Raw genomic sequence first — 25,947 nt, 5'->3', positions numbered from 1 at the left:
CATTTATGGCGCGGCTCCCCCCTGCCCGCAATCGGGCCGGGCGGGATATTTCATCGTCACTCAACGCTTGGGGAATAAGGTTTATGTCCAGTGATTCGGTTTCCGCACCCGCCGCCGGCGCGGCGCTCCCCTGCCCGCCGCGGCTGCTGACCGCCATTATCGTCTTCGCCGCCATCGCGCCGGGCATTCTGATGACCGCCCCCGCCGTGGCCGCCCAGCTCACTACTCAGTGGCAGCTCGGCCCGGCGCAGATCGGCCATCTGTTCTCCACCGAACTCGGCGCCATGAGCCTGGCCACGCTGCCGGCGTGGTGGTGGATCGGGCGCATCAACTGGCGGCGGGTCGCTACGCTGTCGGCGCTGGTGTTTATCGCCGGCAACCTGGCTTCGGCGCTGGTGCAGGATTTCACCCTGCTGCTGCCGCTGCGCTTCATCGCCTCGCTGGCGGGCGGCACCCTGATGATCCTGTGCATCACCTGCGCTGCCGGCACCGCCAATCCCAGCCGCGTCTATGCCTTCTGGGTGCTCGGCCAGCTGGTGCTGGGTGCGGTCGGGCTGCTGGTGCTGCCACCGCTGTTTGCGCACTTCGGCCTGATGGCGGTCTACCTGATTTTGGCCGCCATCATGCTGTGCTGCCTGCCGCTCATCCCGGCGTTCCCCAACGGTTTCACCGCCGCCCGCACCGCCCGCAGCGGCCCCGCCGCCTCGCTGGCGCGCAAGCTGTGCGCCGTGCTGGCGGTGCTGACCTTTTACATCAGCCTGAGCGCGGTCTGGACCTTTATCGGCGGCATCGCCGCCGGCGCCGGGCTGTCGCCGACCCACAGCGGCCAGGTGCTGGCCGTCGCCACCTTGCTCGGCATCGTCGGCGCCGGCGCCGCAGCGTTGATCGGCGCGCGCTTCGGCGGCGGGCGCCCGATCGCGCTCGGTTACGCCCTGCTGCTGGCCAGCGTGGCGCTGCTGGCGGGTCAACCCTTGCTGCTGCGCTTCGCCCTGGCGGCCCTGCTGTTCAAATTCACCTGGACCTTCGTGCTGCCGTTCATTCTGGCGCGGGTCGCCGGGTTGGATAACGACGGCAAGCTGATGAACGGCATCAACCTGGTGATCGGCGGCGGCATGGCCATCGGCCCGACGCTGGCCGGCTATCTGATCGAATCTTCCGGCGGTTTCAACGCCTTGCTGTTCGGCGCGCTGGGCTGCGCGCTGCTGTCGCTGCTGTTGATTTCGCTGGCTTCACCGCGCGCACCGCGCCGTATAACAGGAGGAGAAAGGTGAAAAGAACAACCGGTTTCTTGTTTGATGAACGCTGTTTCTGGCACAGCACCGGCCTGCACGCCACCACCCTGCCGGTCGGCGGCTGGGTGCAACCGCCCTCGGGCGCCGGCCATGCCGAATCGCCGGAAACCAAACGGCGCATGAAGAACCTGATGGACGTGTCCGGCCTGTCGCGCCAGCTCACCCTGCTGAGCGCCGAACCGGCGACGGAAGAAGACCTGCTGCGCATCCACCCCGCCCACTACCTGCAGCGCTTCAAACAGGTGAGCGACAGCGGCGGCGGCCTGCTGGGGGAAGAGGCGCCGCTGGGGCCGGGCAGCTATGAAATCGCCAAACTCTCCGTCGGGCTGGCCTGTGCGGCGGTGGAGGCGGTGCTGCAGGGAGAGCTGGATAATGCCTATGCGCTGTCGCGCCCGCCGGGCCACCACTGCCTGCCGGATCAATCGATGGGCTTCTGCTTCCTGGCCAATATCCCGATCGCCATCGAGCGCGCCAAGGCCCGTTACGGCCTCGGAAAAGTGGCGGTGCTCGACTGGGACGTGCACCACGGCAACGGCACCCAGCACATCTATTGGCGGCGCGGCGACGTGCTGACGCTGTCGCTGCATCAGGACGGCTGCTTCCCGGCGGGCTATTCCGGCGAACAGGATCGCGGTGAAGGCGCCGGGGCGGGCTGCAACGTCAACGTGCCGATGCTGGCCGGCGCCGGCGACGACGGCTACCTGCACGCCATGCGGCGCATCATCATCCCGGCGCTGGAAAAATTCGAGCCGGAAATGATCATCGTCGCCTGCGGTTACGACGCCAACGCGCTCGATCCGCTGGCGCGCATGCAGCTGCACAGCGACAGCTTCCGCGCCATGACCGCGCTGGTGCAGGAGGCCGCCGATCGGCTGTGCGGCGGCAAACTGGTGATGGTGCATGAAGGCGGCTACGCCGAATCCTACGTGCCGTTCTGCGGGCTGGCGGTGATGGAACAGCTGAGCGGCGTGCGCACGGAAGTGCAGGATCCGCTGCTGGCGTTCATCCAGCAACAGCAGCCGCGCGACGCGTTCAACCGCTTCCAGCGCGAAGCGCTCGACGCGTTGGCGCGCCAGTTCGGCCTGTAATCCCCCTCTCTGCGGGCGCCGCACCCGGCGCCCCTGACAACCTCGCCGCCAGCCGCTACGCTGAAGGGCAACCCTACCACCATGAGAACAATAACATGTCCGAACAAACCGTCAGCTTTATCAAAGGCCGTCATGGCGATATCGCCGTGCACGACTGGGGAAACGACAAGCCGCGCTATCTGGCGTTGCTGGTGCACGGCTACGGCGAGCACCTCGGCCGCTATCAATACGTGGCGCGCACGCTGCAGGCGCAGGGCGCGCGGGTGTTCGGCCCCGACCATCTCGGCCACGGTCTGTCGCAGGGCGAACGCGTGCTGATCGATGATTATGACGCCGTGGTCGACGACGTGCAGCGCGTGGTCAGCCATTTCCGGCAGCAATATCCCACCTTGCCGCTGGTGGTGATCGGCCACTCGATGGGCGGCATGATCGCCACCCGCTACGTGCAGCGCCATGGCGAGGAGGTGCGCGCGCTGGTGCTGTCCGGCCCGCTGCTCGGCGACAGAACGGCGATTTCCGATCTGGCCGAACTGCCGACGATCCCCGACGCGCCGCTGGATACCGCCACCCTGGCGCGCGATCCGGCGGTCGGCGCGGCCTATCAGGAGGATCCGCTGGTGTGGCACGGGCCGTTCAAGCGCCCCACCCTGCGCGCCATGCAGCGGATGCTCGCCGCCATCAACGCCGGGCCGGGCTTCGGCGCGCTGCCCACGCTGTGGATCCACGGCGACGACGATCGGCTGGTGCTGATGAGTGAAACGCAAACCGCGCTCGACCGTCTGCGGGGCGACGACTTCGAACAGCTGATCAATGCAGGCGGGCGGCACGAGAGCTTTAACGAAACCAATAAGGATCAGATCCTCAAGCGGGTAACCGACTTTATTGCGCGGGCGTTAGGTTAAGGCGCTCCCCCTCGGCATTCAGCCTGCTGAGGGGGGCATGACGGCGTCAGCCCTCGACGATGGCGAGGTAGTGTTTGACGAAGCGATCCGAGGTGATGTCCCAGCGCACCGGGGTGCCCTTCTCGACGAACCAGGAATCGCCGGCCTGATACTGCACCGATTCGCCGGTGCGTTCGTTGGTCAGGGTGGCGCTGCCTTCCCACACCGTGGCGTGCTCGGCGAACGGGTACTCCATCACGAAGCTGCCGCGGGTGCAGCTGAACACGCCGCAGTTCAGGTTGTCGGTCGGTTCGCCGAAGATGCTGGCCACGCCGACGTTTGGCGTGCCGGCGATCACCGTGGCGCCCAGGTTGCTGACGCTGCCGATCTCCAGCAGTTCCGGCAGCGGTTGTTTAAGCAGTAACGGTTTCATGTGATTCTCCTCTGAGGGTTAACGGCGGCCTTTCCAGTAGCCGGATGTCTGGTGCCAAACCTTGCCGGCGGTGGTCATCACCCGCCGCAGCTTGTCTTTGCCGAAGATGTTGACGTGCGGGATCGAGCTCATCAGATCGTAACGATCGGATCCTTCGCTCATGCCCTCCGCCAGCACCTTGCACACGATGTGGCTCGGCGTCACGCCGAAGCCGGAGTAGCCCTGCACGTAAAACACGTTGTCGCGATCCGGCAGCGTGCCGATCTGCGGGAACAGGTTGGCGCTGCAGCACAGCGGGCCGCCCCAGGCCAGATCGATCTTCACGTCTTTCAGGTACGGGAACACCTTCAGCATCAGGTTGCGGTTCCAGGCCTTGAGATCCGACGGGAAATATTCGATCAGGCGGGTGGCGCTGCCGAACAGCAGCCGATTCTCGTTGGTCACCCGGTAATAGTCGATCACCGGGCGAATGTCGCTGTAGGCGCCGCGGATCGGGCTGATCTGACGGATCAGATCGTCAGACAGCGGCTCGGTGGCCAGTTGGAAGGCGTAGGTATTGATGGTCTTGCGGTAGATCTGCGGCTCCATGCCGTTGAGAAAGCCGTTGCAGGCCCACAGCATCTTGTTGGCGCGCACCGAGCCCATGGCGGTGCGCACCGTGATGCGCGGGCCATACTCCACGTTGAGCACGCTGCTGTTCTCGAAGATTTTCACCCCGTAGCCGCTCAGCGCCTTGGCCTCGCCCAGCAACAGGTTAAGCGAATGCACGTGGCCGCCGCCCATGTGTTTCAGCGCGCAGGTGTAGGCGTCGGAGCCCACCACCTGCTTCACTTCTGCCCCGGTGTAGAGCTCAATTTCCTCCTGCGGCGCCACCGCCCTGAACTCCTTCAGCCAGCCGCGCAGGGTCTTCTCCTGGCGCGCATTGCTGCCGAGGTAGCCGTAACCGAAGCAGAAGTCGGCGTCGATGTCATATTTCTTGATGCGCTCGCGGATAATGCCGGCGCCGAGGTTGCTGATCTTGAAGATGGTTTCCAGCCCGGACGGGCCGACGTGGCGTTTGATCTTCTCCAGATCGTGGCCGATGCCGGCCATCACCTGGCCGCCGTTGCGCCCGGTGCCGCCGTAGCCCAGATAGCGGCCCTCGAGAATGACGATGTTGGTGATGCCCTTCTCCGCCAGCTCCAGCGCGGTGTTGATGCCGGAGAAGCCGCCGCCGATGATCACCACGTCAACGTCCAGATCCTCTTCCAGCGTCGGGAAGCGCAGATCGTATTTTTTGGTCGCCGCGTAGTAGGTTAAGGACTCGATTTCGTTGTTCACTGCCGCACTCCCGATTGCCTATGCCATGACATCGGATTATCGGGAGCAGTGGGATCGTCCGCTATGTCCCCTTAGGGACATTCGCTACAAAAAATTAACATTCACGCGCTGCGCCGCTGCGGGGCGGCCAGCAGCAGGCTGAACAGTTCGGCCTGCGAACCGATGTTCAGCTTGCCGTAGATGTTCTTGCGGTGGTTTTTTACCGTGCCGAGGCTGATGAACAGCCGGTCGGCGATCTGCTGCGAACCGCAGCCGGCGAGGATCAGATCGACAATCTCGCGCTCGCGCGGCGTCAGCAGATAGCGCGCCTGGGCGCCGTCATCGTTCACCGTCGCGGCCTCGGCCGGCGCCGCCACCACTTCGCCGTGCAGCCGCGCCACGCTTTTCACCAGCGTCAACGCGCTGCGCAGATCCGCCCGCTGCGGGTAACGCACCGCCACCGTGCGGCGCGCCGAACCGAAAAAGACGCCCAGCCCGCGCTCCGGCGTCAGCTGCAGCAGCACGCCGGCCTCGTCGTGCCAGCCGGTCTTGCGATAAAAATTACGGTAATAGTCGCTGTGATAAAACCCGCAGGGCGCCAGCTGGCGCAGCGTGAGCACCTCGCCTTCGCCGCCGTCGTTCAGCGCGCGGTAAAACGGATCCTGCAGGTAGGCGCCCTGCTGGTAGAGCTGATTGATCGCGTCGCTGTTTTCGCGCTCGGTTTTAATCAGGCAGCGCGGCGGCCGGCCGCGTTCGAAGGCATAGACGATGGCGTTGTCGAAGGCGAAAAACCCTTCCAGCCAGTTCAACAGGCTGGGATAAAAGCGTGGGCTGGCCACCGCATCGATCACCGCAGACAAGCGTTCAACCTGAATTTCCATACCCGCCTCGCCATTATTAACACATTAACAATCTACCGATTTCGGATGGGGTTGGCCGCACGACGGCCGGTACTGTTAAAAAAAGCATCCGCAGCGCCGAAATGCAAGAGCGCGATCGTTTACATGTTAAACAACTCACAGGTTGCCGCGGCGGGGAAAGCGGTGGCCGCTCCGCGCCCGCTGGCTTATGCTGTGGCATCGCGACCTGCAACGCCGTCAAGGAGACCTCATGTCCGTCAGCCACATCATCGCCAACCGCCAGACCTGGTTCGGCCACGGCAGCATCCAGCAGCTGCCGCCGCTGCTGCTTGCCGACCCGCAGCCGACGCTGCTGTTCAGCTGCCGCTCTTTTCTCAACGGCCCGGTGTACGCCGGCCTGCGCGAAGCGCTGGCGCCGCTGCTCATCGGCACCGAAATCGTCAGCCACGAGGCGTCGCCGCAGGAAATCGACGCCTGGGTGGCGCGCTGGCGCGGCCAGGCGCGGCGCGTGGTGGCCATCGGCGGCGGCAGCGTGCTGGACGCCGCCAAAGCGTTCTCCGCGCTGGTTGAGCACCCGCTGCCAACGCTGCGCTATATGGAAAAGGTGGGCGACAGCAAAATCAGCGGCGCCACCCTGCCGCTGATCGCCATTCCCACCACCGCCGGCACCGGCAGCGAGGTGACGCAGAACGCGGTGATCACCGATACCCAGGTCAGCAAGGTGAAAGCCTCGCTGCGCCATAACAACTTCGTGCCGCACACCGCCATTCTCGATCCGCAGCTGCTGGCGGGCGCCCCGGACAAGGTGCTGGCCTACTGCGCCATCGACGCCTTCACCCACCTGTTCGAGGCCTATCTGTCGAAAACCGCCGGCGCCATGACGCGCGATATGTCGCTGAGCGGCATCCGCCACTTCCTCGCCGCCTGGCCGGCGCTTAACCGCAGCGACGCGGCGCGCGAGGCAATCATGCAGGCTTCCTACCTCGGCGGGCTGACGCTGAGCGCCGCCGGGCTGGGGGTCATTCACGGCATCGCCGGCGAGATCGGCGCGCTGCGCGATTACCACCACGGGCAGGTGTGCGGTCGCCTGCTGCTGCCGTTCCTCGCCCTGTTGGAAAGCAGCGAACAGCCGCAGCAGCGCGCGCTGATGGCCGAGCTGGCCGCCAGACTGTACCCGCACTGGCAGGGCAGCCCGGAGAGCTACCTGAGCGATTTCATCACCCGCCACGCCATCGCGCCGTTCTGGCAGGACGATTTGCCGATTTCCGGCCAGGAGCTGGCGGTGGCGCTGGAGAAATCCAACAGCAAGAATTCCTGGATCGACTATGCGCCGGCGCAGCGGCAACGGATGATCGAAGAGGCGTTTCGCGTCGAATGATTATATAATCAGATCAACGCACTAGCAGGAGTTAAGGAAATGGGCATCATCGGCTGGATCTTCGCCGGCATCGCGGTCGGCATCCTGGTCGGCGCGCTGATCAGAATCTTCGGCAAGAAGAAAGAGCAGTAAGCGTCACGCTGTTCCGTGGGCCGCCAGCAGGCACTCATGGAACAGCTTCACCACCCGTTGCGGCACCGGCGAGCGGCGCAGCACGCTGGAGTACTCGCAGTGATAGCGAAACAGCGCCGGTTTGATCGCCCGCATCAGGTTCTGCGCCACAAAAAACGCCGCGTAGTGATCCGGCAAAAAGCCGACGTATTTGCCGGACAGGATCAGCGTGGCGATCGACTCTTGCGCGAACCCCGTCGCCTTGCGATGCAAATGTTGCTGCAGGCTCAGTTCCATATTCGGCGAATGGTAGCCCAATCCGGCGAAAGCATAATTGTGCAGCAGATCCCAATTTAATGTTTCATGGCGGGCGGAAAATAATTCATGCTGCGCACCGCAATATAAGAACATCCTCTCACTGAATAACGAATGATAAGATAAACTTTCCGCGCTGCGGTGCATGGGAATAACGCCAACCTGAAATTGCCCGTCAATAACGCCACGTTCAATGGTATTAATCGGCTCCACGTACATTTGCAAAGAAACCTCCGGCGCGCGCTCGCTGAATAACGCGATGGCCCGGCCGATCTGCGCCTGCGGATTGCTGACCGTATGGTCGAATATCGCCACGTGCAACTGCCCGCCCATGCGCTGGTGCACCTCATCCACCCCGCGCCGGAACGCCTCGGTGGCCGCCAGCAGGTTGACGGTTTCCTGGTAGATAATCAGTCCCTCGTCGGTGACCGCAAAGCCCTCGCGCCCGCGCTGGCACAGCGTCAGGCCCAGCCGCTGCTCCAGATCCTTGATGTGCTTGCTGATGGTCGACAGGCTGATATTCAGCTCCAGTTCGGCGGCGCTCATGCCGCCGCAGTCGACCACGGCCTTGAATACCCGCAGCAAACGCAGATCCATATCCGACAATTGTCCCAGCAACGCGCGCTTTTTTACTTGCATAAAACCTTAAGTAAGTTTCGACATATGATTATTCACAGTAGAGAACAAGCGGTACATAGTCAATTTCGCACAACAATTCGTTAACAACTCATTTTATTTAATTAATCGCTCTTATTTTCCTGCCCGGAGGAAAACATGGCCGCTGAAAATTATTCGCTTAATCGTCTCGATGCCGAAGGGTTAGAAGCCCATTGGATGCCTTTTACCGGCAACCGCAATTTTAAAGCGCAGCCGCGCATCATTACTCAGGCCGCAGGGGCGTATTACACCAGCCACGACGGCAGAAAGATTTTCGACGGCCTGTCCGGATTGTGGTGCTGCGGATTGGGGCACGGCCGGCAGGAAATCACCGACGCCGCCCAGCGCCAGTTGGCGACGCTGGATTACTCGCCGGCGTTTCAGTTCGGCCACCCGCTGTCGTTCGAGCTGGCCAACAAAATCAAGGCGCTGACGCCGGCGGGGCTGGATTATGTGTTCTTCACCGGCTCCGGCTCGGAAGCGGCGGACACCTCGCTGAAAATGGCGCGCGCTTACTGGCGCGCCAAAGGCCAGGCGGGCAAAACCTGCTTTATCGGCCGGGAAAAGGGCTACCACGGCGTTAACTTCGGCGGCATCTCGGTCGGCGGCATCGCCGGCAACCGCAAGGCGTTCGGCGCCGGCGCCGAGGCGGACCATCTGCCGCACACCCTGCTGGCCGGCAACGCCTTTTCGCGCGGCATGCCGCAACAGGGGGCGGAGCTGGCGGAAGAGCTCAACCGCATCATCGCGCTGCGCGACGCCTCGACGATCGCCGCGGTGATCGTCGAACCGTTCTCCGGCTCCGCCGGGGTGATCGTGCCGCCGGTCGGCTATCTGCAGCGCCTGCGCGAGATCTGTACCCAGCATGACATTCTGCTGATCTTCGACGAAGTGATCACCGCCTTCGGCCGCTGCGGCGCGATGACCGGCGCCGAGGCGTTCGGCGTCACGCCGGACATCATGAACATCGCCAAACAGGTGACCAACGGCGCGCAGCCGATGGGCGCCGTGGTGGTGCGGCCGGAGATCTACCAAACCTTCATGAACGGCGGCGAGCCGGACTACCAGCTCGAATTCCCACACGGTTACACCTACTCCGCCCATCCGGTCAGCTGCGCGGTGGCGCTGGCGACGCTGGACATCCTGCAGCGCGAACAGATGGTGGAGCGCGTACAGGCGCTGGCGCCCTATTTCGAGCGCGCGGTGCACAGCCTGCAGGGGGCCAAACACGTCGCCGACATTCGCAATATCGGCCTGGCAGCCGGCATCACGCTGGCGGCGCGGCCCGGCGAACCGGCGCGGCGGCCCTTCGAAGCGGCGATGCGCTGCTGGGAAAGCGGGTTTTACGTGCGCTACGGCGGCGACACCCTGCAACTGGCGCCGCCGTTCATCAGCAGCGAAGCGCAGATCGATGCGCTGATCAACGCCGTCGGCGATGCCCTCAACGCCACCGAATAAGGAGCGAACCATGACCATTACCCATTGGATCAACGGCGAACCCGCCGCTGGCGGCGAACGCAGCCAGCCGGTTTACGACCCGGCCACCGGCCAATCGGCGCAGGAGGTGCTGCTGGCCGATCGCGCCACGGTGGAGCGCGCCATCGCCGCCGCCGAGCAGGCTTATCCCGCCTGGCGCGACACGCCGCCGCTGAAGCGCGCGCGTATCATGATGAAGCTCAAGGATCTGCTGGAGCAGCACGCCGACGCCATCTGCCAACTGATCACCGCCGAGCACGGCAAAGTGCTCAGCGACGCCCTGGGCGAACTGCAGCGCGGCATCGAGAATATCGAATACGCCGGCTATGTGCCGGAACTGCTGAAAGGCGAACACAGCAAAGAGGCGGGCCCGGGCATCGACAGCTGGAGCGAGTTTCAACCGCTCGGGGTGGTGGCGGGCATCACCCCGTTCAACTTCCCGGCGATGGTGCCGCTGTGGATGTGGCCGATGGCGGTCGCCTGCGGCAATACCTTCGTGCTGAAACCTTCCGAGCGCGTCCCTTCCGCCGCGCTGTATATCGCGCGGCTGGCGGCGGAGGCCGGGCTGCCGCCGGGGGTGCTCAACGTGGTCAACGGCGATCGCGAAGCGGTGGAGACGCTGCTGCATGACGGACGCGTGAAGGCGATAAGCTTCGTCGGTTCGACGCCGGTCGCAGAACACATCTATCACACCGGTTGCGGCCAGAACAAACGGGTGCAGGCGCTGGGCGGCGCCAAAAACCACGCGGTGGTGCTGCCGGACGCCGATATCCCCGGCGCGGTCGGCGCGCTGATGGGCGCGGCGTTCGGCTCCTGCGGCCAGCGCTGCATGGCCATCCCGCTGGTGGTCGCGGTGGGCGACGGCACCGCCGACGCGCTGATCGCCGGGCTGCGGCAACAGATGGCCGCCATGCGCGTCGGCCCCGGCAGCGACAACCGCAACGACATGGGGCCGCTGGTGACTCAACAGCATTATCAGAAGGTGAAAGGCTATATCGATCAGGGCGTGGCCGAAGGCGCCGAGCTGCTGGTGGACGGCCGCGAACTGCGCGTGACGGACGCCGACGGCCGCCCCAGCCAGGGGTATTTCCTTGGCCCGACGCTGTTCGACCGCGTGACGCCCGGCATGCGCATCTATCAGGAGGAGATCTTCGGCCCGGTGCTCGGCGTGGTGCGCGCGGCGTCGCTGCAGGAGGCGATGGCCTTGATCGACGCCCATGAATACGGCAACGGCACCTGCCTGTTCACCCGCGACGGCGAAGCGGCGCGCCACTTCTCCAGCCGCATTCAGGTCGGCATGGTGGGGATCAACGTGGCGCTGCCGGTGCCGGTGGCCTACCACTCGTTCGGCGGCTGGAAGCGCTCGCTGTTCGGCGATCTGCACGCCTACGGCCCGGACGCCGTCAGGTTCTACACCAAACGCAAGACCATTACCCAGCGCTGGCCGGCCTCCGGTGATGCCCGGCGCGCCAGCTTCAGCTTCCCGTCGGGGCAGGGGTAACACATAAGAACAATAAACTTCCGGGGAGCAACGCTCCCCGGCATTTAGCGCGCTCCATTTGATTTCTGCGTACAGCCTGTGCAGCAAAACAATTACTCACTCACACGTTAATGGAGTCGTTAACCATGAAAGAGTCCGCCCCTGAACACACTTTCAAAGGCAATCTCAGCGTCCTCGACGTGGTGATGATTACCGCTTCCGGCGTGACGCCGGCCAGCTCTATCTTCGTCATCGCGCCGCTGGCGATCGCCAGCGCCGGCAGCGGCGCCTTTCTGTCGTTTCTGATCGCCGCCTGCGTCGCCGCCACCATCGCGCTGTGCTATGCCGAGCTCGGCGCCGCGCACCCCAGCGCCGGCGGCGAATACAGCATTATCAAACGCCTGTTCGGCACCCTGTGCGGGTTGCAGACCTATCTGTTTATTCTCAGCGCCGCGCTGTTCGTGCCGGCGGTGCTGGCCACCGGCGCCGTGCCCTATCTGAATACCGCGCTGGGCACCTCATTCGACGCCTCCACCGCCGGCATGATCACCGTGCTGATCGGCGGCGCCTGCGCCATTTTCAACATCAAGGCCAACGCCCTGCTGACCGGCGCCTTTCTGGTGGTGGAAGTGGCGGTCCTGGCGCTGATCGCCTGGCTCGGTTTCAGCCATCCGCATCAAAGCGCGGAGATCCTCACCGCGCCGGTGATGCTGGACGCGCAGGGCAGCCTGGCGCCGGTTTCGCTGCCGCTGATCGTCGCCATGGTCGGGGTCGCGCTGTTCTCCTACAACGGCTACGGCGCGGCGGTGTACATGGCGGAAGATATGCGCGAGCAGGGCAAACCGATGGCGGTCGCGATCATGCTGACGCTGGTCATCGTGGTGCTGGTGGAACTGGTGCCGTTCACCGCCCTGCTGATCGGCTCGCCGTCGCTGGCGGAGATGGTCAAACAGGCCGATCCGGTCGGTTATGTGGTCACCCAGCTCGGCGGCCCGACGCTGGCGCGGGTGGTGAGCGGCGCGATCTATCTGTCGGTATTCAACGCCATCATCGCCATCGTGGCGCAGTTCAGCCGCATGATGTTCGCCAGCGGGCGCGACGGCTTCTGGCTGCCGACGTTCAACCGCGCGCTGAAAATCATCCACCCGCGCTTCGGCACCCCCTGGATCGCCACCCTGCTGTTCGGCGTCCCCTCGGCGCTGCTGGCGTTTTGCTCCGACCTCGAATCGCTGACCTCATTCACCGTGATCCTGCTGCTGCTGGTGTACATCATCATGGCGGTGGCGGCGCTGATCAGTCGCCGTCGACGCCACTTCCATCACCCGTACCTGATGCCGCTGTGGCCGCTGCCGGTGGCGGCGGCGCTGCTGTGCTGCCTGTACGTGCTGTGGACGATTTTGATCGCCAGCAGCCTGAAAGACTTTATTATCATTGCCGGCATCATCGGCTTCGGGCTGGCGCTGAACCACTTGCGCGGCCGCCAGACGGCGCCCCTCGCCACCCCCTCAATAGAAGGAGAATAACCATGACGCAGCGCGCTCAGGATCTGGGCATCACCATCGGCCAGGGCACGCCCGGCCCGCTGAACGCCATCACCGACGTGCCCGGCGTGCGCGTCGGCCATGCCAGCCTTCATGCCGACTTGGCGGACGGGCGCAGCGTGCGCACCGGCGTGACGGTGATCGAACCGCGCCCCGGCTCCGCTCGCCACGCGCCCTGCTTCGCCGGCGTGCACGTGCTGAACGGCAACGGCGACGCCACCGGCCTGGAATGGGTGCGAGAAGCGGGCCTGTTGACCAGCCCGATCGCCTTCACCAACACCCACAGCGTGGGGGTAGTGCGCGATGCGCTGATCGCGCTGGAGCGTGCAACGCTGCCCGCGAGCGACAACGCGGTGTACTGGAATATGCCGGTGGTGATGGAAACCTTCGATGGCCTGCTCAACGACATCAACGGCTTTCACGTCAAGGCCGAGCACGTACGCCAGGCGCAGCAGGCGGCCCGAGGCGGCTTGCCGCAGGAAGGCGCGGTCGGCGGCGGCAGCGGCATGATCTGTCATGAATTCAAGGGCGGCAGCGGCACCGCATCGCGCCGCTTGCCCGCCGATCAAGGCGGCTGGACGGTGGGCGCCATCGTGCAGGCCAACCACGGCAAGCGCGAGTCGCTGCTGGTCGGCGGTTACCCGGTGGGCCGCCACCTGGGGCATATCCCCTCGCCGTTCACGCCGCAGTTGCCGCATCCCGGCATGGGCTCCATCGTGGTGGCGCTGGCGACCGACGCGCCGCTGCTGCCGCACCAGTGCGCGCGGCTGGCGCAGCGCGCCAGCATCGGCATCGCCCGCACCGGCGGCGGCACCGAGGATTCGAGCGGCGATATCTTTATCGCCTTCGCCACCGGCAACGACGGCCTGCCGCCCGCCGACTACGCCAATAAAGGCGATTTCACCACGCCGCTGCGCATGGTGAACAACGACTACATTTCGGCGCTGTTCGCCGCGGCGGCGGAAGCGGTGGAAGAGGCGATCGTCAATGCGCTGCTGGCGGCCAATACCGTCAGCGGCAACGGCCATCGGGCGGAAGGGTTGAGCGCCGAACAGCTGGTGACGGCGCTGGAGAAGGCCGGCTGGCGGCGGTAAACAACGCGGGGCGCGGGTTAATGCGCCCTGATTATCAGGATTCGCCGCCCGGCTTGGGCGTCGGGTAATCGTAATCCAGCTTCAACGGCTCGGCGTAGACGCTGTCCCACAGCTGTTGGTACAGCCTGTCCAACCGCCCGCTCATCGCCGTGCTGTGCAGCACCAACTCCAGATTGCGCGAGTTGTCCAGATAGCCGCCGGTCCAGTTGCTGGTGCCCACCCAGGCAATCTCATCGTCGATGGTCATCAGCTTGCTGTGGATCACCCGGGCAAACGGGATGAAGCCGCTGCTGGCCGGCGGAATGGTCACCACCTTGATCTGCACGTTCGGCACCAGCGCCAGGCTCTTCAGCCAGGCGATATCCGGCTTTTTGGTGTTCCAGTTGGCTACCATCAACTCGATCTGCACGCCGCGCGCCGCCGCGCCGCGCAGCGCGTTGTCGATGACCGCATAGAAGGGGCGACTGCGTTCCGGGCCAAACGACAGCGGCGCGTAATCCATTACCTGCACCCGCACCCGCCGTTTGGCGTCGGCCAGCAGACGCGGCAGCTCGGCCTGCGAATCGAGCACGCCCGCCGGGTTGTAGGCGCGCGGGCTGGCCACCAGATAGTTGCCCTGCGGGGGCACCGTCGGCGGCGAATCGGGCAGCGTCGGCACCGGCTTATCCTGCGCCAGCAGCGCCTGCGCCCGCCAGTCCTGTTCGAAGATCGCCTGGATCTGCCCTACCACCCTGGCGTCGCTGATGCGCAGCCCGGTTTCGTGAATATGTTCCAGCGCGCGCCAGTCGAAGTTCTGGCTGCCGACGAACGCCTGCTCGCCGTCCACCAGCAGATACTTGGCATGCAGAATGCCGCCGCTCAGCTTCTGGTATGGGATGATGCGCAGCTCCAGATTGGGGATCGCCTTCAGCCGTTCCAGCGTCTCGGCGGTGGAGAGGCGAATGCCCTTCTCTTCCAGCAAAAAGCGGATTTTCACCCCGCGCTCACCGGCAGCCTTCAGGTGCTGCAGCACGCCGTCCAGCAGCGAACCGTCCTGATTCGCCACGTAGAACTGCCCCAGATCGATGCGGGTTTTCGCCGCGTCGAACATCTCGCGCCATACCTCGGCGGTGTTGCGCAGGTCGTCGGCCTGCAGCGCGGTTTCCACCGGCGCGGTGTACACCAGCTCGTAACCGGGAATAGCAAAACGCGCCGCAGCGCTCTGGCTCAACATCAACAAACAACCGCTCCACAATGCCGTATAAAGGCGGCCTCTCGGCCGCCGTGCTGGATGGCCATTAGGCATAGCGCGGCGCTCCGCTGTCAACCCATTGTTCGCCGCTGCCGCTCTCCGGACGGCTGGCCGGTTGACCGGCGCGGATCAGCAGCACCTTCAGCAGTTCGTTGATGCGCTCCATGCGGCTCTGCAGGAAATTGTTGGCCACCAGGCACAGCAGCGCGATGGCGATGCCCAGCCCGGTGGCGTACAGCGCGGTGCCCATGCCGGCCGACACCAGACTCGGCTCGGACACCCCCGAGGCGGCCAGCGCCTTGAAGGTTTCGATGATCCCCATCACCGTGCCCAGCAACCCCAGCAACGGCGCGGCGGTGACCACGGTTTCCAGCAGCCACAGGCCGCGCGCCATCGGCGGCTTGCTCAGCAGGTACTGGGCGTCGATCAGATCGCCGATCGCCTCACGGTCGCCGGCGCGGTGCTTCTGCGCCAATACCGGCGCGATCACCGCCATCGGCAGGCTGTTGCGCTGCGTCAGCGCGTCGGGCAGATCGGCCGCTCGGCGCACCTCCGGCGTCAGCGCCTGCTCCAGCCGGCGCGCCTGACGCTGGGTGTAGGCGAAGTACAGCGTGCGTTCGATGATGATCACCAGCGCGATCGCCAGCGCGGCGTACATCACGTAGAAAATAATGTCGTGCAACAGATTGGCGTCCATACAGGGTTCCTCTTCCCCACCGCCGGGCAGACGGCGGGGCATTCAGTTAAAAGGTGGCTTCCAGCGAGACGCTGAAGGTGCGTTCTTCGCCGACGTTGTAATACGGGGTGCTGGCCTTCACGCCGCCGTAGGGCGCCGCGTTGAAGGTGGTGGTGCGCACCGAAGTCAGGTATTCCTTGTCAAACAGGTTGCTGATGCCAAAACGCAGCGCGGCGCTTTTGACGATTTTCTTGTCCACCGGCAGATGCACCCCCGCCGCCAGATCGAACACCGTGCGCCCGCCGATCTTCTCGTCGTTGGTCAGATCGCCATAGAACGCGCTGACGTACTTGCCGCTGACGCTGCCGTAGTACAGGCCGTCGTCATAACCCAGCGTCATGTTCAGCAGGTTTTTCGGTACGTTCGGCACCTCTTTGCCGGAGGTCGGCAGCGGCAACCCGCCGTTGCTGACGATGTCGCTCTTCTGCTTCGATTGGGTATAGGTATAGGACGTGTAGTAATTGAAGTTATGCGGCAGTTGGCCGCTCCACTCCAGCTCCAGCCCTTTGTTCTCTACGTTGCCGATGTTCATCATCTCGTAGTCGCCGGCCGCGTTGGTGGTGGAGATCTGGCGATCGCTGTAGCGCATGTAGAACAGCGTGGCGCTCAGCAGCATGTCTTCCTGTTGGAAGCGCCAGCCCAGCTCGTGGTTCCAGCTCAGCTCCGGCTTGGTGCTGAGCGAATCGCCGACGTTGTACAGCACGTAGTTCGGCGGCGTGCGCATGTTGCGCGTCAGGTTGTAGAACACCTGGTTTTCCTGGTTCACCTTATAGCTGGCGCTGAAGTTCGGCAGGAATTCATGATAGGTGGCTTTGCGTTTCTCCGGCGCGTTGTACAAGCTGCCGCGATTGTCCCCTTTACGTTCCACGTACTGATAGGCCAGGCCGCCGACGAAGGTCCAGTCCGGCGTGGCGAACCAGGTATCCTGCAGCCACACCTTCTGCGCCGGGGTGATGGTGTACTGGTTGCGCCCCTGAACGGTGTTGCCGTTGGCGTCCTTCACCTGATCGGAACCGCCCGGCGGCCCCCAAATCTGCGACGGGTTGCCGTCGCCCTTGATGCTGATGAACGGCTGGGTCTGCAGCTGGCGCGCGCGCTCATACCAGTAACCGATATCCAGACTGTGCTGATCGTTGATGTCCCACTTTAGCTTGGTGGTGATGCCCGGCCGCCAGGTCTGCGTCCACGACGGGCGGTAGTAGGTGTTGGATTTCAGGTTGCTGAGATCGTACTGCCCTGCCCTGTCCGACGTGCTGGACAATACCGACGCGGTTTGACCGTTGAAGCTGCCGCCGTTGCCCCAGTAGTAATACGGTTGCAGGGTCAGCGACAGGTTGTCGCGCAGCTGCAGCTTCTGGGTGAACGACAGCGTGAAGTTCTCGAACGGGTTGCGCTCGAGCTTGTAATACTTGTTCAACTGTCCGCGGCTGTTGTACTCCGGCGTGGTGGCATAGTCGGTGTCGCGGCCGTCGTTTTGGAACTGCGCCTTGCTCAGAGTGTTGTAGTTGGTGTTGTTCTGGCGGTTGTACTTCATCACCAGATTGCTGCTGTTGCCGTTGCCGTCTTCGTACAGCGAGTTCATCTCGAACTTGTCGGAGTACAGCCGCCCCTCGCCGCGCCACTTCTTCGCCTCGGTGTGCGAATAGGAGAGCCAGTTGCTGAAGCCGTTGTACTCGCCGGTGTCCAGGCGGGCGAAGGTTTTGCTCAGGCTGTTGCTGCCCAGCGTTTGCTTGACGAAACCGCCGAAGTCTTTCGCCGGGCGGCGCGTTACCAGGCCGATGTTGCCGCCGCTGGAGCCGATATGCGGGCCGTCCGCTTCGGAAGAGCCCTGGGTGACGAACACCTCCTCCAGGTTCTCCGCATCGCCCAGCAGGTTCGGGTATACCGCGTAGTTGCCGGAGTCGTTGATCGGGATGCCGTCCATCGACAGGCCGATCTGATCCGAGTTCATGCCGCGCATGGTGTAGTCCACGCCGCTCAGGCCGCTGGCGTCATTGCTGTTGACGTTGAGGCCCGGCGTGAACTTCAGCTTGTCGATGGCGTTGGCCGCCGACGGCATTTTATCCATCGCCTCTTTGGTGACGGTGGAGCGCGCTTTGGCGCTGTCGTCCTGCACCATCATGCCGCCACCGAGCGACTGCCCCTTGACGCTGATGGTGCCGACGTCGGTGCCGTCGGCCGCCAGCGCGGCGCCCGGCAGCATCGCCGACATCACCGCCAGATAGATCCCAGAACGATTGAACGATTTCATGGTGTGCATCCCTTAAAAATCAAACGATTAACCCTTGCGCTAAGGCGCCTGATAATTGAACGTCGCGGTAAATCTTTTGGTTGTTTGCCCGGCGAACGCGTCGCTCGGGAAAGGCGTTACTGAACTGATGCTTTGCAGGCTGCTCATCGCCGCGCGATTCAGCAGCATGCTGGCGGCTTTGTTGGCGATGCCGGAAGAGACCACCCGCCCGCTGCGATCGACCTCCAGCCATACCTCGACGTTGCCCTGCGGGCGCTCGAGGGAGGCCTGACGGCCGGTCGGGTAGCGCTTGCGCTGTTCCAGTTCGCGGCGCAAGGCCAGCAGATAGCCGTTTTCAATCGCCTGCGCATTCACCTTCGGCGCCGCCGGGGCGGCCGGGGCGGGTTGCGCCGCCGGTTTGCTGACCAGCGCGCGCGGCGCGGCGGGCGCCGGCGTCGGTTTAGGCTTTTCCACCGGTTTGGCTTTCTCTTTCACCGGCTTGGGTTTGGGCTTCGGTTGCGGTTTCGGCACCGGCTTGGCTTCCACGATCGGTTCCGGCGCCGGCACCACCGGTTCGGGGATCGGCTCCGGCTCGGGCGGCGGTTCGGGCTGGGGGTCCGGCGGCGTTTGCGGTTGAGGTTCAGGCGCCGGTTCAGGCTCCACCAGCGCCAGTTCGATGGCGGTTTCGTCGTAGCGCGGCTGGATCTTCAGCGCCGCCTGCTGGCTGGCGAACAGCAGGCAGCCGGCGACAATCAGCGCCGGCAACCAGCTGAAAAGATGACGTGAGCGATAGAGCAGATACATGTCACAGCTTCCGTGTCGCGATGGAGACGGAGAAGAAACCGCCCTGGCGCAGGTTATCCATGACCGCCACCAGCCGCTCGACCGCCACGCCTTTGTCGCTGTTGACGATGATGGTGGTGGTCTGGTTGGCCTGCTGCTGTTGCTTCAGCGTGTTGACCAACGCGTCGAGCGCGATCGGCTGGCCATCCAGCTGCAGCTGTTCGTCGGCCCCCAGCGTGATAATCGCTTTCTTCTGCGGTTTCAGCTGTTGCGCGCTGCCGGCGGACGGCAGCTGCGTTTTCAACCCGAGCGCCGGAATGACGTTCAGGCTGATCAAGACGAAAAACACCAATAAAAACATCATCACGTCGATCATCGGGATCAGTTCGATGTGCGCTTTGTTCTTTTTCGGTTCGTTCCAGTTACGCATGACACTCCCTCACAAAAGCGAAGCAGCCAATATAGGAGGGGTTTGTTTACCTTTTGTTACGCTTGTGTGATCTTATTTTCACAGTGCGGATTTTTTGCGAGAATTTTTTCAATAACTAACGATGGCAAGGGCTATATAACCCATTAATTAGCGATAGTTTTTATCGGAATAATTGCAATGTGGGCCTAACGCCGCGCGGATGACGAGACAATAAATGTGAAAATAGTGACAAGCTGCGCCAACCGGCGACGGCTTTGCCTCTCACCTTCCAGCGATATCTGCTATTTTTCCCAAGAACATTCCCAATCCCCCTCTTTAAAACACTCGCCAAAAATGAATGCGCCTATATTTAACCAAATAATACCCTTCATTGAATAGAATATTGCCAATCAAATATCAGCTGTTATATTTTTAAAGTGAAATAGCGCTACGGCGTTATTTTAGAATTTAATTAAACCCACTAAGTCACCCTTTTATTTATAAGGATTGTATATGAAAGTACTTAGTCAATATGAAGAACAGTACGTTAGCGGTGGCGATCTGAACGCGGCCTGGGATGGGCTGTTGGACGGCGCCATGACCGGCGCGCTGATTGCAGGCAAATCCGCAGGCGCAGGCGGCTTTATTGCCGGTGCGGTCGGCCAATTGGTCGGCACCCTCATCGGCGGCGTTGCAGGCGGTGTGGGGCTGGGTCTTTATGGCCTGACGCATACGCAGCAGGAAGTGGCCGACTACGCGAAACATTTCCGCGAGACGATCGGCTCCACCTCGACCTCGGTCGGCGGCAGCCTGTAATAGAAATAAAATGGCCGCCGGCGCGGCGGCTATTTTATTTTTGACGCGCGGGGAATAAAAAAACCGTTAATCCCGGAGACGCGCCGGCGCAAATATCCTGGCAGCACTTCGGTTCATAAAAAAAGACGCCCGCAGGCGTCTTCTTGGCATTGTCACTGAAGCCCGAGGCGATCAGTTCACTTTCACCGGCATACCGGAACGAGCCTTGATCGCCGCGTCCACTTCGCTCTGGTTGACGCCGGCGTCCATCAGCACTTTGCCGACCGGCGCGGAAATGGTCAGCGGCACCGGATCCTTGGATTGCAGCTGCTCTTCGTTGGCCGACAGCGGGTTGTGCACTTCCACGTAGCGCGAGCCGTCCGGTTCGACGGTGGCCTTCATCGGTTCGTTGATGAACTGCACGCGGGTGCCGACCGGCACGTTCTGGAACAGGTACTTGATGTCGTCGGCGCGCAGACGCACGCAGCCGTGGCTCACGCGCAGGCCGATGCCGAAGTTGGCGTTGGTGCCGTGAATGGCATACAGGCGGCCAACATACAGCGCATACAGCCCCATCGGGTTATCCGGGCCGGCCGGGAACACCGCAGGCAGGATCTCGCCGTCTGCCGCGTATTCGGCGCGCATTTTGGCGGTCGGCGTCCAGGTTGGGCCGTCTTTCTTGCGCTGCACGGTGGTGGTCCAGTTCAGCGGGGTGTCTTTACCCAGCTGGCCGATGCCGATCGGCAACACCACGACGGTGTTGGAACCTTTCGGGTAGTAGTACAGACGCATTTCGGCGCTGTTGATGATGATGCCTTCACGCGGCGCGTCCGGCAGGATCAGCTGTTGCGGGATGGTCAGGGTGCTGCCGGCCTTCGGCAGGAACGGATCCACGCCCGGGTTGGCCTCCAGCATGTTGCTCAGCCCCATCTGATACTGGGCGGCGAAGCTCTCCAGCGGCAGTTTGCTGTCTTCCGGTACGGTGATTTGGATATTTTCGCCCACCAAACGGCTGTCTTTTGGCGGCAGCGGGTAGACGACGGCGAAGGCAGCCTGGCTGAATGCAACCAGTGCCGTAAACAGGGTTAATAACGCGCGAATGCTCATTTTCATCTTCGTGTTGGTCAAGGCCACTGGCGATTATGGGTATTGGTTTCTACGGCCACTTTGCCCCGTTGAATTTCAGCCGGCAGCCAACGGCGCTGCGGCCTGAAAAACCAGGGGGGATTTGACCGGATGCGCATTATATGTGCACATCAATCAAAGTGTGAACCATTACCGATGTAATATCGCAATTTTTTGTAACCTGACGCGCCACGAAGGCGATTTTCTGCGAGAACCGCCGCCTAACTGGCGGCGGCCAGCGCCTCCGCCCGCCGAATGGGGATCAGATATTCACAGCGGATCGCCGCGCCGCCAAGCGGGCAACTGCCCTCCTGCGCCGGGTAGAACCGCTCGATATCCTGCCCTGGCCGGCGGATGGCGTTCATCTGCGGCATGGCGGTGTCATACAGCCGGACAATAAAGTTTTGTAACCCTTCCGCCTGCCCCTGATAGGTGAAACGGGCGTATTCCCCCTGTTCGATGGTCACCCGTTCCCCCACCGCCCCTTCGTCCGGCAAAGCGGCGGTATACGCCATGCGCGGGCAGCCCCGACGCTGCCGGTCGATCTCCAGGCTGGTAAGGCCATACATCACCTCGGGCAGCGTCTGCGGCCGCAGCAGTTGCCGCCAGGCATGGCGACGCAGCTCGCATTTGGAAGCCGCCAACTGCCCCAGCGTAAAGCTGCGGCGTTGCGTGTTGCCCACCAGCTGCATGGCGGGCAGCGTCACGATGTCGGCCTGCGGCAGCGGCGCTTCGGTCAGCCGCAGCGGCGGCTGCAGACCGTAGCTCGACCAATCCTGGCTGCGACGATAGCTGGCCGGCGGCAGACCAAACTGCTTGCGGAAGCAGCGGGTGAAGGTCTGCTGCGAATCGAACTGGTACGTATCGGCGATACAGGCCACGCTGGTGCCGGTCAGGCGCAGTTCGCGCGCGGCGGCGGTCAACCTTCTGCGGCGGGCGTACGTGCCGAGGATATGGCCGGTGTGCTGCTTGAACATCCGCTGCAAATGCCACTTGGAATAGCCGGATTTGGCGGCGATGTCGTCCAGCGTCAGCGGCTGATCCAGGCTCTGCTCGATCCAGGCCAGCAGCTGCTCAATCACCTGTTGCTGGTGCATGGTGTTCCCCTTATTTGCTCAGTAATGTCAGCGCCAACATCCGGCCTGCGGCTTCATCGGCGGCCACCAGTACCGGATAGCCCCAGAATTTGGCGCCGTATTCGGCGAATGCTTCCGCCGCCGCGCGTTTGGCGTCGTCCGGTTCCAGCATGATCATGCCTTTCGCCCACCGCTTCAGCGCCGCGCGGTTATCGCGCTTCCACAGCGCCACCTGAGTGCGGGCGTCGCGATCGTGCTCTTCACCTTCATCGCCGACGCTGCGATCGGTTATCAGGACGAAAGGCTCGGCGCGCGCCAGCAGCGCGCTGAATTCAGCCAGCTCGGCCTGGGTATCGCGCCCGTTTCGGCGCATCCACACCAGCGGAAAATCGGCAGTATCGAGTGACATAATCAGTTTCCTCGCGAAAGGGTTTAGGACTGGCGCTTACTTTATCGGCACCGGCGCTAGACCACATTGCGCAATCAGGACATAATACTTTTCAATTCCGCCAAATTGAGAATTGTTCTCATGAAAGTCCAGATCCCACGCCGCAATATTGATATCGATCAGGTGCCGCGCCCGCTGTTCGCCGTGCAGAGTTCCACCATCGAGCAGGACTGGGAAGTCGAGCCGCATCGTCATCAAAAGGCGCAGCTGATCTATACCGTGCGCGGCATGATCCGCTGCGAAGTGGAAAACGGCCTGTGGCTGGTGCCGCCGCAGTGCGCGCTGTGGATGCCGGGCAACGTGTTGCACAACGCCCAGGGCGCCGGCTCGACCGAGGCTTACTGCCTGTTCGTCGATCAACACGTCGTCGCCGGCTTGCCGCAGAGTTGCTGCACGCTGTCGGTCTCGCCGCTGCTGCGCGAACTGCTGCTGCAGGCCACCACCTTCGAACCGCTCTACGACGAACAGGGCGCCGAAGGGCGCCTGACGGCGGTGTTGCTGGATCAGCTGGTGGCCGCACCGATCGAGAATCTGCATCTGCCGGTATCCGACGACGCGCGCATACGGCAGTTAACCGAAGGCATGCTGAGCTGCCCGGCGGACAAATCCACCCTCGGCCAGTGGGCGCAGCGCATCGGCATGAGCGAGCGCTCCCTCAGCCGCACGCTGCAACAACAGATGGGCATGAGCTTCGGCCACTGGCGGCGTCAGCTGCACGTGATGCTGGCGCTGCAGCGCTTGACGCAGGGCGAGAGCGTACAGACGGTGGCGCTGGATCTGGGTTACGAGAGCGCCAGCGGCTTCGTCACCATGTTCAGAAAGGCGGTGGGCAAACCGCCGGCGCGTTACCTGGCGGAGCGCAACGCCTCAGGGCAACCCCTGGACGGTGCGATCAGCATGTGAACGGCCGGCGGCAAGAGTCGCATCAGAAGTCGTAGAACACCGTAATCCAGGTGGAATCCGGCTCGTTGTCGCTGCTGTTGGCCAGCGTGCGCTCCACATACACCGACAGACCGTAACCGATGGTGGTGCCCGCGCCGAGGTAGACGTGGTTGGCGTGATACGCCTCGTCTCCTTTCAGCCGCAGCGAGTCCGCCGCGACGTAAGGCTGAACGGATTTGAGGAACGGCTTGTCGATATTGAAGGTGTAACCGACGAAGCCTTCCAGCCCGTAGCCGTCGCCGGCGAAGAAGTGCGACAGCGTGCGCTGGTGGGTGCTCGGCACATAGTCTTTGTAATAGCTGGCGGTGCCGACGATGTACCAGTTGTTCGGCTGCCAGGTCAACGCGGTGCCGGACAGCTGCTGGTGATAATCCTTTTCGTTGTACAGATTATCTTTGATCTTCGCGTCGGTATAACTGTAGGCGGCGCTGAAGGTGAAATCCTTCGTCACCTTATAATCGAAGCCCAGCCCGCCACCGCCCTTGCGGCGGTAAATCAGGTTATCCGCGGTGTGCAGATCGTCTTCCGGCAATAAATAGTTGGCGTACAGCGTAACCGGCCCGAAATCATTGGTGTATTTGATGCTGTTTTTCGGTTTATTGCCGCCGTCATAATCGCCGGAAATACCGATGCCGGTGCCGCCCGCGTGGCCGTCGTTATCCCAGACGTCGCTTTTGATGCCGACCACAGAATAATAGATGCCGTACTGGTGGCCATAGGTCAGGGTGCCGTAACGATCGTCCTTGAAACCGGCGTACAGCTGGCGCTGATAGTCGCGTTTGCCGTCCTCATTGTAGTGCCCGTCCCAGCTGAGCGCGTGCGCCAGATCGACGCCCCACTCGTAATAGCCGATGATCGAGGTGTCCTGCGTCAGCGCATAGTCGCCGCTGAAGCGAAAACGCGTGCCGCCGTCGTGACCGTTTTTGTCATAGCCCGGCTCCGGGCCGTTATTGAAGATCCACTCGGGGCGAATGCTGCCGCCCACTTTTAAACTGAGCGGCGCCAGCAACACATTGCTCTGCGGGTTTTTATCCAGAATGGTGATCTCGGCCTGTGCGCCGGCGGATAACGCCGACAGCAAGACGCCGCCAATGAATATTGGCGTTGTATTCTTTCTCATTATTACCCCTGCCCGAAAAAATTATTGTTATAAACACGGTGGTCTTAAGCCACGCGGAAATAATTACCCGATGTCAACAGCGCACGCAAGATATAAAAATTCACGTCATAATCTGCCATTATTTCAGGTTGGATTTATTTTCAGCAGAAACGTGTTCACCTGTAACACGGAGAAAAATAATGTAATAACCGCAGCACGAAATAAACCAATCCGCATCTTTTACCCAAAATAACCCGGCGTGATTATCTGGGAATAAAGATAGCAAATAACAAATAAATATTATTGCCGCAGGTAAACCGTCACGCGAGGGAATTAATTAAAGGCGGGAAATAACGACGGAGCGCGTTGCGCGCTCCGGGGAAAATCTCACTACTGCGCCAGCCAGCCGCCGTCCATGTTCCAGGCGGCGCCGCGCACCTGCGCCGCCGCATCGCTGCACAGGAACAGCGCCAGCTCGCCGAGTTGCTCCGGCGTGACGAACGCTTGCGACGGCTGCTTCTCCGCCAGCAGCTCATCGCGCGCCCGCTGCGGATCGATGCCGGCGGCAATGCGCTTGTCGATCTGCTGTTGCACCAGCGGCGTCAGCACCCAGCCGGGGCAGATGGCGTTGCAGGTCACGGGCGTGCGGGCGGTCTCCAGCGCCAGCGTCTTGGTCAGCCCCACCACGCCGTGCTTGGCCGCCACATAAGCCGATTTGTCTTTCGACGCCACCAGCCCGTGCACCGACGCCACGTTGATGATGCGTCCCCAGTTGCGCTCGCGCATACCCGGCAGCGCCAACCGGCAGGTGTGGAACACCGCCGACAGGTTGATGGCGAGGATCGCGTTCCATTTCTCCACCGGGAACTGATCCAGCGGCGCCACGTGCTGAATGCCGGCGTTGTTCACCAGAATGTCCACGCCGCCGAACTCACGCTCGGCATAGTGCATCATGTCCGCTATCTGGGCTGCATCGCCGAGATCGGCGCCGTGATACCCCGGCGCGGCGCCCAGCCGGGCAACCTGCGCTTTCGCCGCTTCCACATCGCCAAAGCCGTTGAGGATCACGCGCACGCCGGCGGCGGCCAGCACGGACGCTATCCCGAGGCCGATGCCGCTGGTCGAGCCGGTCACCAGCGCGGTCTTGCCTTGTACACTCATGGTATCG

At 62.9% G+C, this 25,947-nt stretch carries 23 protein-coding genes and 1 pseudogene; 10 read left to right on the top strand and 14 right to left on the bottom strand.

Annotated features, from left to right (window positions below; translation table 11 throughout):
* Positions 1 to 83: 83 nt before the first annotated feature.
* The 3 genes from ACMGG9_RS01490 (at position 84) to ACMGG9_RS01480 (ending at position 3,282) form a co-directional block, all read left to right on the top strand.
* The gene (locus tag ACMGG9_RS01490; protein WP_414161870.1) at positions 84 to 1,271 is read left to right on the top strand and encodes an MFS transporter; all 1,188 of its coding nucleotides are present in this window, start codon (positions 84 to 86) and stop codon (positions 1,269 to 1,271) included.
* Entirely contained in the window at positions 1,268 to 2,380 is a 1,113-nt protein-coding gene (locus ACMGG9_RS01485; protein ID WP_414161869.1) for a class II histone deacetylase, read from the top strand. The genes ACMGG9_RS01490 and ACMGG9_RS01485 overlap by 4 nt, the downstream gene beginning before the upstream one ends.
* A gap of 95 nt (positions 2,381 to 2,475) precedes the next feature.
* Positions 2,476 to 3,282, top strand: a complete 807-nt coding sequence (locus tag ACMGG9_RS01480; protein ID WP_197666610.1) for an alpha/beta fold hydrolase — start codon at positions 2,476 to 2,478, stop codon at positions 3,280 to 3,282.
* Positions 3,283 to 3,328: 46 nt separating this feature from the next.
* On the opposite strand, the gene ACMGG9_RS01475 is transcribed toward ACMGG9_RS01480, so the two are convergent.
* The 3 genes from ACMGG9_RS01475 to ACMGG9_RS01465 form a co-directional block, all read right to left on the bottom strand.
* A complete protein-coding gene (locus tag ACMGG9_RS01475) occupies positions 3,329 to 3,694 on the bottom strand; it encodes a cupin domain-containing protein (RefSeq protein WP_015376517.1) in 366 nt (121 codons plus the stop codon).
* 18 nt (positions 3,695 to 3,712) lie between these two features.
* A complete protein-coding gene (locus ACMGG9_RS01470) occupies positions 3,713 to 5,014 on the bottom strand; it encodes an NAD(P)/FAD-dependent oxidoreductase (RefSeq protein WP_414161868.1) in 1,302 nt (433 codons plus the stop codon).
* A gap of 101 nt (positions 5,015 to 5,115) precedes the next feature.
* On the bottom strand, positions 5,116 to 5,874 hold the full coding sequence (locus tag ACMGG9_RS01465) for a helix-turn-helix transcriptional regulator (protein WP_089192541.1): 759 nt from the start codon (positions 5,872 to 5,874) through the stop codon (positions 5,116 to 5,118).
* Positions 5,875 to 6,103: 229 nt separating this feature from the next.
* On the opposite strand from ACMGG9_RS01465, the gene ACMGG9_RS01460 reads away from it, so the two are divergent.
* On the top strand, positions 6,104 to 7,231 hold the full coding sequence (locus ACMGG9_RS01460) for an iron-containing alcohol dehydrogenase (RefSeq protein ID WP_308383131.1): 1,128 nt from the start codon (positions 6,104 to 6,106) through the stop codon (positions 7,229 to 7,231).
* Positions 7,232 to 7,366: 135 nt separating this feature from the next.
* On the opposite strand, the gene ACMGG9_RS01455 is transcribed toward ACMGG9_RS01460, so the two are convergent.
* Positions 7,367 to 8,296 carry a LysR family transcriptional regulator gene (locus tag ACMGG9_RS01455; protein ID WP_033651382.1) on the bottom strand — a complete coding sequence of 310 codons (930 nt, stop codon included), beginning with the start codon at positions 8,294 to 8,296 and terminating at the stop codon, positions 7,367 to 7,369.
* Positions 8,297 to 8,431: 135 nt separating this feature from the next.
* Here ACMGG9_RS01455 and ACMGG9_RS01450 point away from each other — a divergent pair, with 135 nt between their 5' ends.
* From ACMGG9_RS01450 to ACMGG9_RS01435, 4 genes are all read left to right on the top strand, one after another.
* Positions 8,432 to 9,772 carry an aspartate aminotransferase family protein gene (locus ACMGG9_RS01450; RefSeq protein WP_033641748.1) on the top strand — a complete coding sequence of 447 codons (1,341 nt, stop codon included), beginning with the start codon at positions 8,432 to 8,434 and terminating at the stop codon, positions 9,770 to 9,772.
* Positions 9,773 to 9,782: 10 nt separating this feature from the next.
* The gene (locus ACMGG9_RS01445) at positions 9,783 to 11,291 is read left to right on the top strand and encodes a CoA-acylating methylmalonate-semialdehyde dehydrogenase (RefSeq protein WP_042783620.1); all 1,509 of its coding nucleotides are present in this window, start codon (positions 9,783 to 9,785) and stop codon (positions 11,289 to 11,291) included.
* Between the two features lie 125 nt (positions 11,292 to 11,416).
* The gene (locus tag ACMGG9_RS01440; protein ID WP_414161867.1) at positions 11,417 to 12,793 is read left to right on the top strand and encodes an APC family permease; all 1,377 of its coding nucleotides are present in this window, start codon (positions 11,417 to 11,419) and stop codon (positions 12,791 to 12,793) included.
* Positions 12,794 to 12,795: 2 nt separating this feature from the next.
* Positions 12,796 to 13,905, top strand: coding sequence for a P1 family peptidase (locus ACMGG9_RS01435; RefSeq protein WP_089192538.1), 1,110 nt, complete (start codon positions 12,796 to 12,798; stop codon positions 13,903 to 13,905).
* Positions 13,906 to 13,939: 34 nt separating this feature from the next.
* Here ACMGG9_RS01435 and ACMGG9_RS01430 read toward each other — a convergent pair whose 3' ends face one another.
* The 5 genes from ACMGG9_RS01430 to ACMGG9_RS01410 are packed head-to-tail and all read right to left on the bottom strand — an operon-like array spanning position 13,940 to position 19,315.
* The gene (locus tag ACMGG9_RS01430; protein ID WP_414161866.1) at positions 13,940 to 15,190 is read right to left on the bottom strand and encodes a phospholipase D-like domain-containing protein; all 1,251 of its coding nucleotides are present in this window, start codon (positions 15,188 to 15,190) and stop codon (positions 13,940 to 13,942) included.
* Positions 15,183 to 15,833 carry a MotA/TolQ/ExbB proton channel family protein gene (locus ACMGG9_RS01425; RefSeq protein ID WP_016929215.1) on the bottom strand — a complete coding sequence of 217 codons (651 nt, stop codon included), beginning with the start codon at positions 15,831 to 15,833 and terminating at the stop codon, positions 15,183 to 15,185. Before ACMGG9_RS01425 ends, ACMGG9_RS01430 begins: the two co-directional genes overlap by 8 nt.
* 46 nt (positions 15,834 to 15,879) lie before the next feature.
* Complete coding sequence (locus ACMGG9_RS01420; protein ID WP_033651386.1) at positions 15,880 to 18,123, bottom strand: TonB-dependent receptor family protein; 2,244 nt, start codon at positions 18,121 to 18,123, stop codon at positions 15,880 to 15,882.
* Between the two features lie 39 nt (positions 18,124 to 18,162).
* Entirely contained in the window at positions 18,163 to 18,906 is a 744-nt protein-coding gene (locus ACMGG9_RS01415) for a TonB N-terminal domain-containing protein (RefSeq protein WP_342175096.1), read from the bottom strand.
* Position 18,907: 1 nt separating this feature from the next.
* Positions 18,908 to 19,315 (bottom strand): ExbD/TolR family protein, encoded by a 408-nt coding sequence (locus ACMGG9_RS01410; RefSeq protein ID WP_004933244.1) that lies wholly within the window; start codon positions 19,313 to 19,315, stop codon positions 18,908 to 18,910.
* A 492-nt stretch (positions 19,316 to 19,807) separates the two neighbouring features.
* On the opposite strand from ACMGG9_RS01410, the gene ACMGG9_RS01405 reads away from it, so the two are divergent.
* On the top strand, positions 19,808 to 20,110 hold the full coding sequence (locus tag ACMGG9_RS01405; RefSeq protein ID WP_033651388.1) for a hypothetical protein: 303 nt from the start codon (positions 19,808 to 19,810) through the stop codon (positions 20,108 to 20,110).
* A 174-nt stretch (positions 20,111 to 20,284) separates the two neighbouring features.
* On the opposite strand, the pseudogene ACMGG9_RS01400 reads toward ACMGG9_RS01405, so the two are convergent.
* The 3 genes and pseudogenes from ACMGG9_RS01400 to ACMGG9_RS01390 all read right to left on the bottom strand — a co-directional run.
* A pseudogene (locus tag ACMGG9_RS01400) lies at positions 20,285 to 21,202 on the bottom strand (L,D-transpeptidase family protein); the annotation flags it as partial.
* A 233-nt stretch (positions 21,203 to 21,435) separates the two neighbouring features.
* Entirely contained in the window at positions 21,436 to 22,311 is an 876-nt protein-coding gene (locus ACMGG9_RS01395) for a helix-turn-helix domain-containing protein (RefSeq protein ID WP_047025153.1), read from the bottom strand.
* A 10-nt stretch (positions 22,312 to 22,321) separates the two neighbouring features.
* Positions 22,322 to 22,699 (bottom strand): hypothetical protein, encoded by a 378-nt coding sequence (locus ACMGG9_RS01390; RefSeq protein ID WP_047025152.1) that lies wholly within the window; start codon positions 22,697 to 22,699, stop codon positions 22,322 to 22,324.
* A 120-nt stretch (positions 22,700 to 22,819) separates the two neighbouring features.
* On the opposite strand from ACMGG9_RS01390, the gene ACMGG9_RS01385 reads away from it, so the two are divergent.
* On the top strand, positions 22,820 to 23,641 hold the full coding sequence (locus ACMGG9_RS01385) for an AraC family transcriptional regulator (protein WP_164119948.1): 822 nt from the start codon (positions 22,820 to 22,822) through the stop codon (positions 23,639 to 23,641).
* 22 nt (positions 23,642 to 23,663) lie between these two features.
* On the opposite strand, the gene ACMGG9_RS01380 is transcribed toward ACMGG9_RS01385, so the two are convergent.
* Positions 23,664 to 24,800, bottom strand: a complete 1,137-nt coding sequence (locus ACMGG9_RS01380; RefSeq protein WP_342174175.1) for a porin — start codon at positions 24,798 to 24,800, stop codon at positions 23,664 to 23,666.
* A 369-nt stretch (positions 24,801 to 25,169) separates the two neighbouring features.
* Entirely contained in the window at positions 25,170 to 25,940 is a 771-nt protein-coding gene (locus ACMGG9_RS01375; RefSeq protein ID WP_047025151.1) for a 3-hydroxybutyrate dehydrogenase, read from the bottom strand.
* Between the last annotated feature and the right edge of the window lie 7 nt (positions 25,941 to 25,947).

This window comes from Serratia sp. BNK-10 (assembly GCF_047456065.1).
GTDB lineage: Bacteria > Pseudomonadota > Gammaproteobacteria > Enterobacterales > Enterobacteriaceae > Serratia > Serratia ureilytica.
Note: the sequence above shows the minus strand (reverse complement) of the source record. Positions and strands in the feature narration are given on the sequence as shown.

What these genes read in the sequence shown, in the direction of transcription:
- ACMGG9_RS01490 (WP_414161870.1), top strand. Translation starts at nt 84, where the DNA reads ATGTCCAGTGATTCGGTTTCCGCACCCGCCGCCGGCGCGGCGCTCCCC.
- ACMGG9_RS01480 (WP_197666610.1), top strand. Translation starts at nt 2,476, where the DNA reads ATGTCCGAACAAACCGTCAGCTTTATCAAAGGCCGTCATGGCGATATC.
- ACMGG9_RS01475 (WP_015376517.1), bottom strand. Translation starts at nt 3,694, where the DNA reads ATGAAACCGTTACTGCTTAAACAACCGCTGCCGGAACTGCTGGAGATC.
- ACMGG9_RS01465 (WP_089192541.1), bottom strand. Translation starts at nt 5,874, where the DNA reads ATGGAAATTCAGGTTGAACGCTTGTCTGCGGTGATCGATGCGGTGGCC.
- ACMGG9_RS01460 (WP_308383131.1), top strand. Translation starts at nt 6,104, where the DNA reads ATGTCCGTCAGCCACATCATCGCCAACCGCCAGACCTGGTTCGGCCAC.
- ACMGG9_RS01455 (WP_033651382.1), bottom strand. Translation starts at nt 8,296, where the DNA reads ATGCAAGTAAAAAAGCGCGCGTTGCTGGGACAATTGTCGGATATGGAT.
- ACMGG9_RS01450 (WP_033641748.1), top strand. Translation starts at nt 8,432, where the DNA reads ATGGCCGCTGAAAATTATTCGCTTAATCGTCTCGATGCCGAAGGGTTA.
- ACMGG9_RS01445 (WP_042783620.1), top strand. Translation starts at nt 9,783, where the DNA reads ATGACCATTACCCATTGGATCAACGGCGAACCCGCCGCTGGCGGCGAA.
- ACMGG9_RS01440 (WP_414161867.1), top strand. Translation starts at nt 11,417, where the DNA reads ATGAAAGAGTCCGCCCCTGAACACACTTTCAAAGGCAATCTCAGCGTC.
- ACMGG9_RS01435 (WP_089192538.1), top strand. Translation starts at nt 12,796, where the DNA reads ATGACGCAGCGCGCTCAGGATCTGGGCATCACCATCGGCCAGGGCACG.
- ACMGG9_RS01430 (WP_414161866.1), bottom strand. Translation starts at nt 15,190, where the DNA reads ATGCCTAATGGCCATCCAGCACGGCGGCCGAGAGGCCGCCTTTATACG.
- ACMGG9_RS01425 (WP_016929215.1), bottom strand. Translation starts at nt 15,833, where the DNA reads ATGGACGCCAATCTGTTGCACGACATTATTTTCTACGTGATGTACGCC.
- ACMGG9_RS01420 (WP_033651386.1), bottom strand. Translation starts at nt 18,123, where the DNA reads ATGAAATCGTTCAATCGTTCTGGGATCTATCTGGCGGTGATGTCGGCG.
- ACMGG9_RS01415 (WP_342175096.1), bottom strand. Translation starts at nt 18,906, where the DNA reads ATGTATCTGCTCTATCGCTCACGTCATCTTTTCAGCTGGTTGCCGGCG.
- ACMGG9_RS01410 (WP_004933244.1), bottom strand. Translation starts at nt 19,315, where the DNA reads ATGCGTAACTGGAACGAACCGAAAAAGAACAAAGCGCACATCGAACTG.
- ACMGG9_RS01405 (WP_033651388.1), top strand. Translation starts at nt 19,808, where the DNA reads ATGAAAGTACTTAGTCAATATGAAGAACAGTACGTTAGCGGTGGCGAT.
- ACMGG9_RS01395 (WP_047025153.1), bottom strand. Translation starts at nt 22,311, where the DNA reads ATGCACCAGCAACAGGTGATTGAGCAGCTGCTGGCCTGGATCGAGCAG.
- ACMGG9_RS01390 (WP_047025152.1), bottom strand. Translation starts at nt 22,699, where the DNA reads ATGTCACTCGATACTGCCGATTTTCCGCTGGTGTGGATGCGCCGAAAC.
- ACMGG9_RS01385 (WP_164119948.1), top strand. Translation starts at nt 22,820, where the DNA reads ATGAAAGTCCAGATCCCACGCCGCAATATTGATATCGATCAGGTGCCG.
- ACMGG9_RS01380 (WP_342174175.1), bottom strand. Translation starts at nt 24,800, where the DNA reads ATGAGAAAGAATACAACGCCAATATTCATTGGCGGCGTCTTGCTGTCG.
- ACMGG9_RS01375 (WP_047025151.1), bottom strand. Translation starts at nt 25,940, where the DNA reads ATGAGTGTACAAGGCAAGACCGCGCTGGTGACCGGCTCGACCAGCGGC.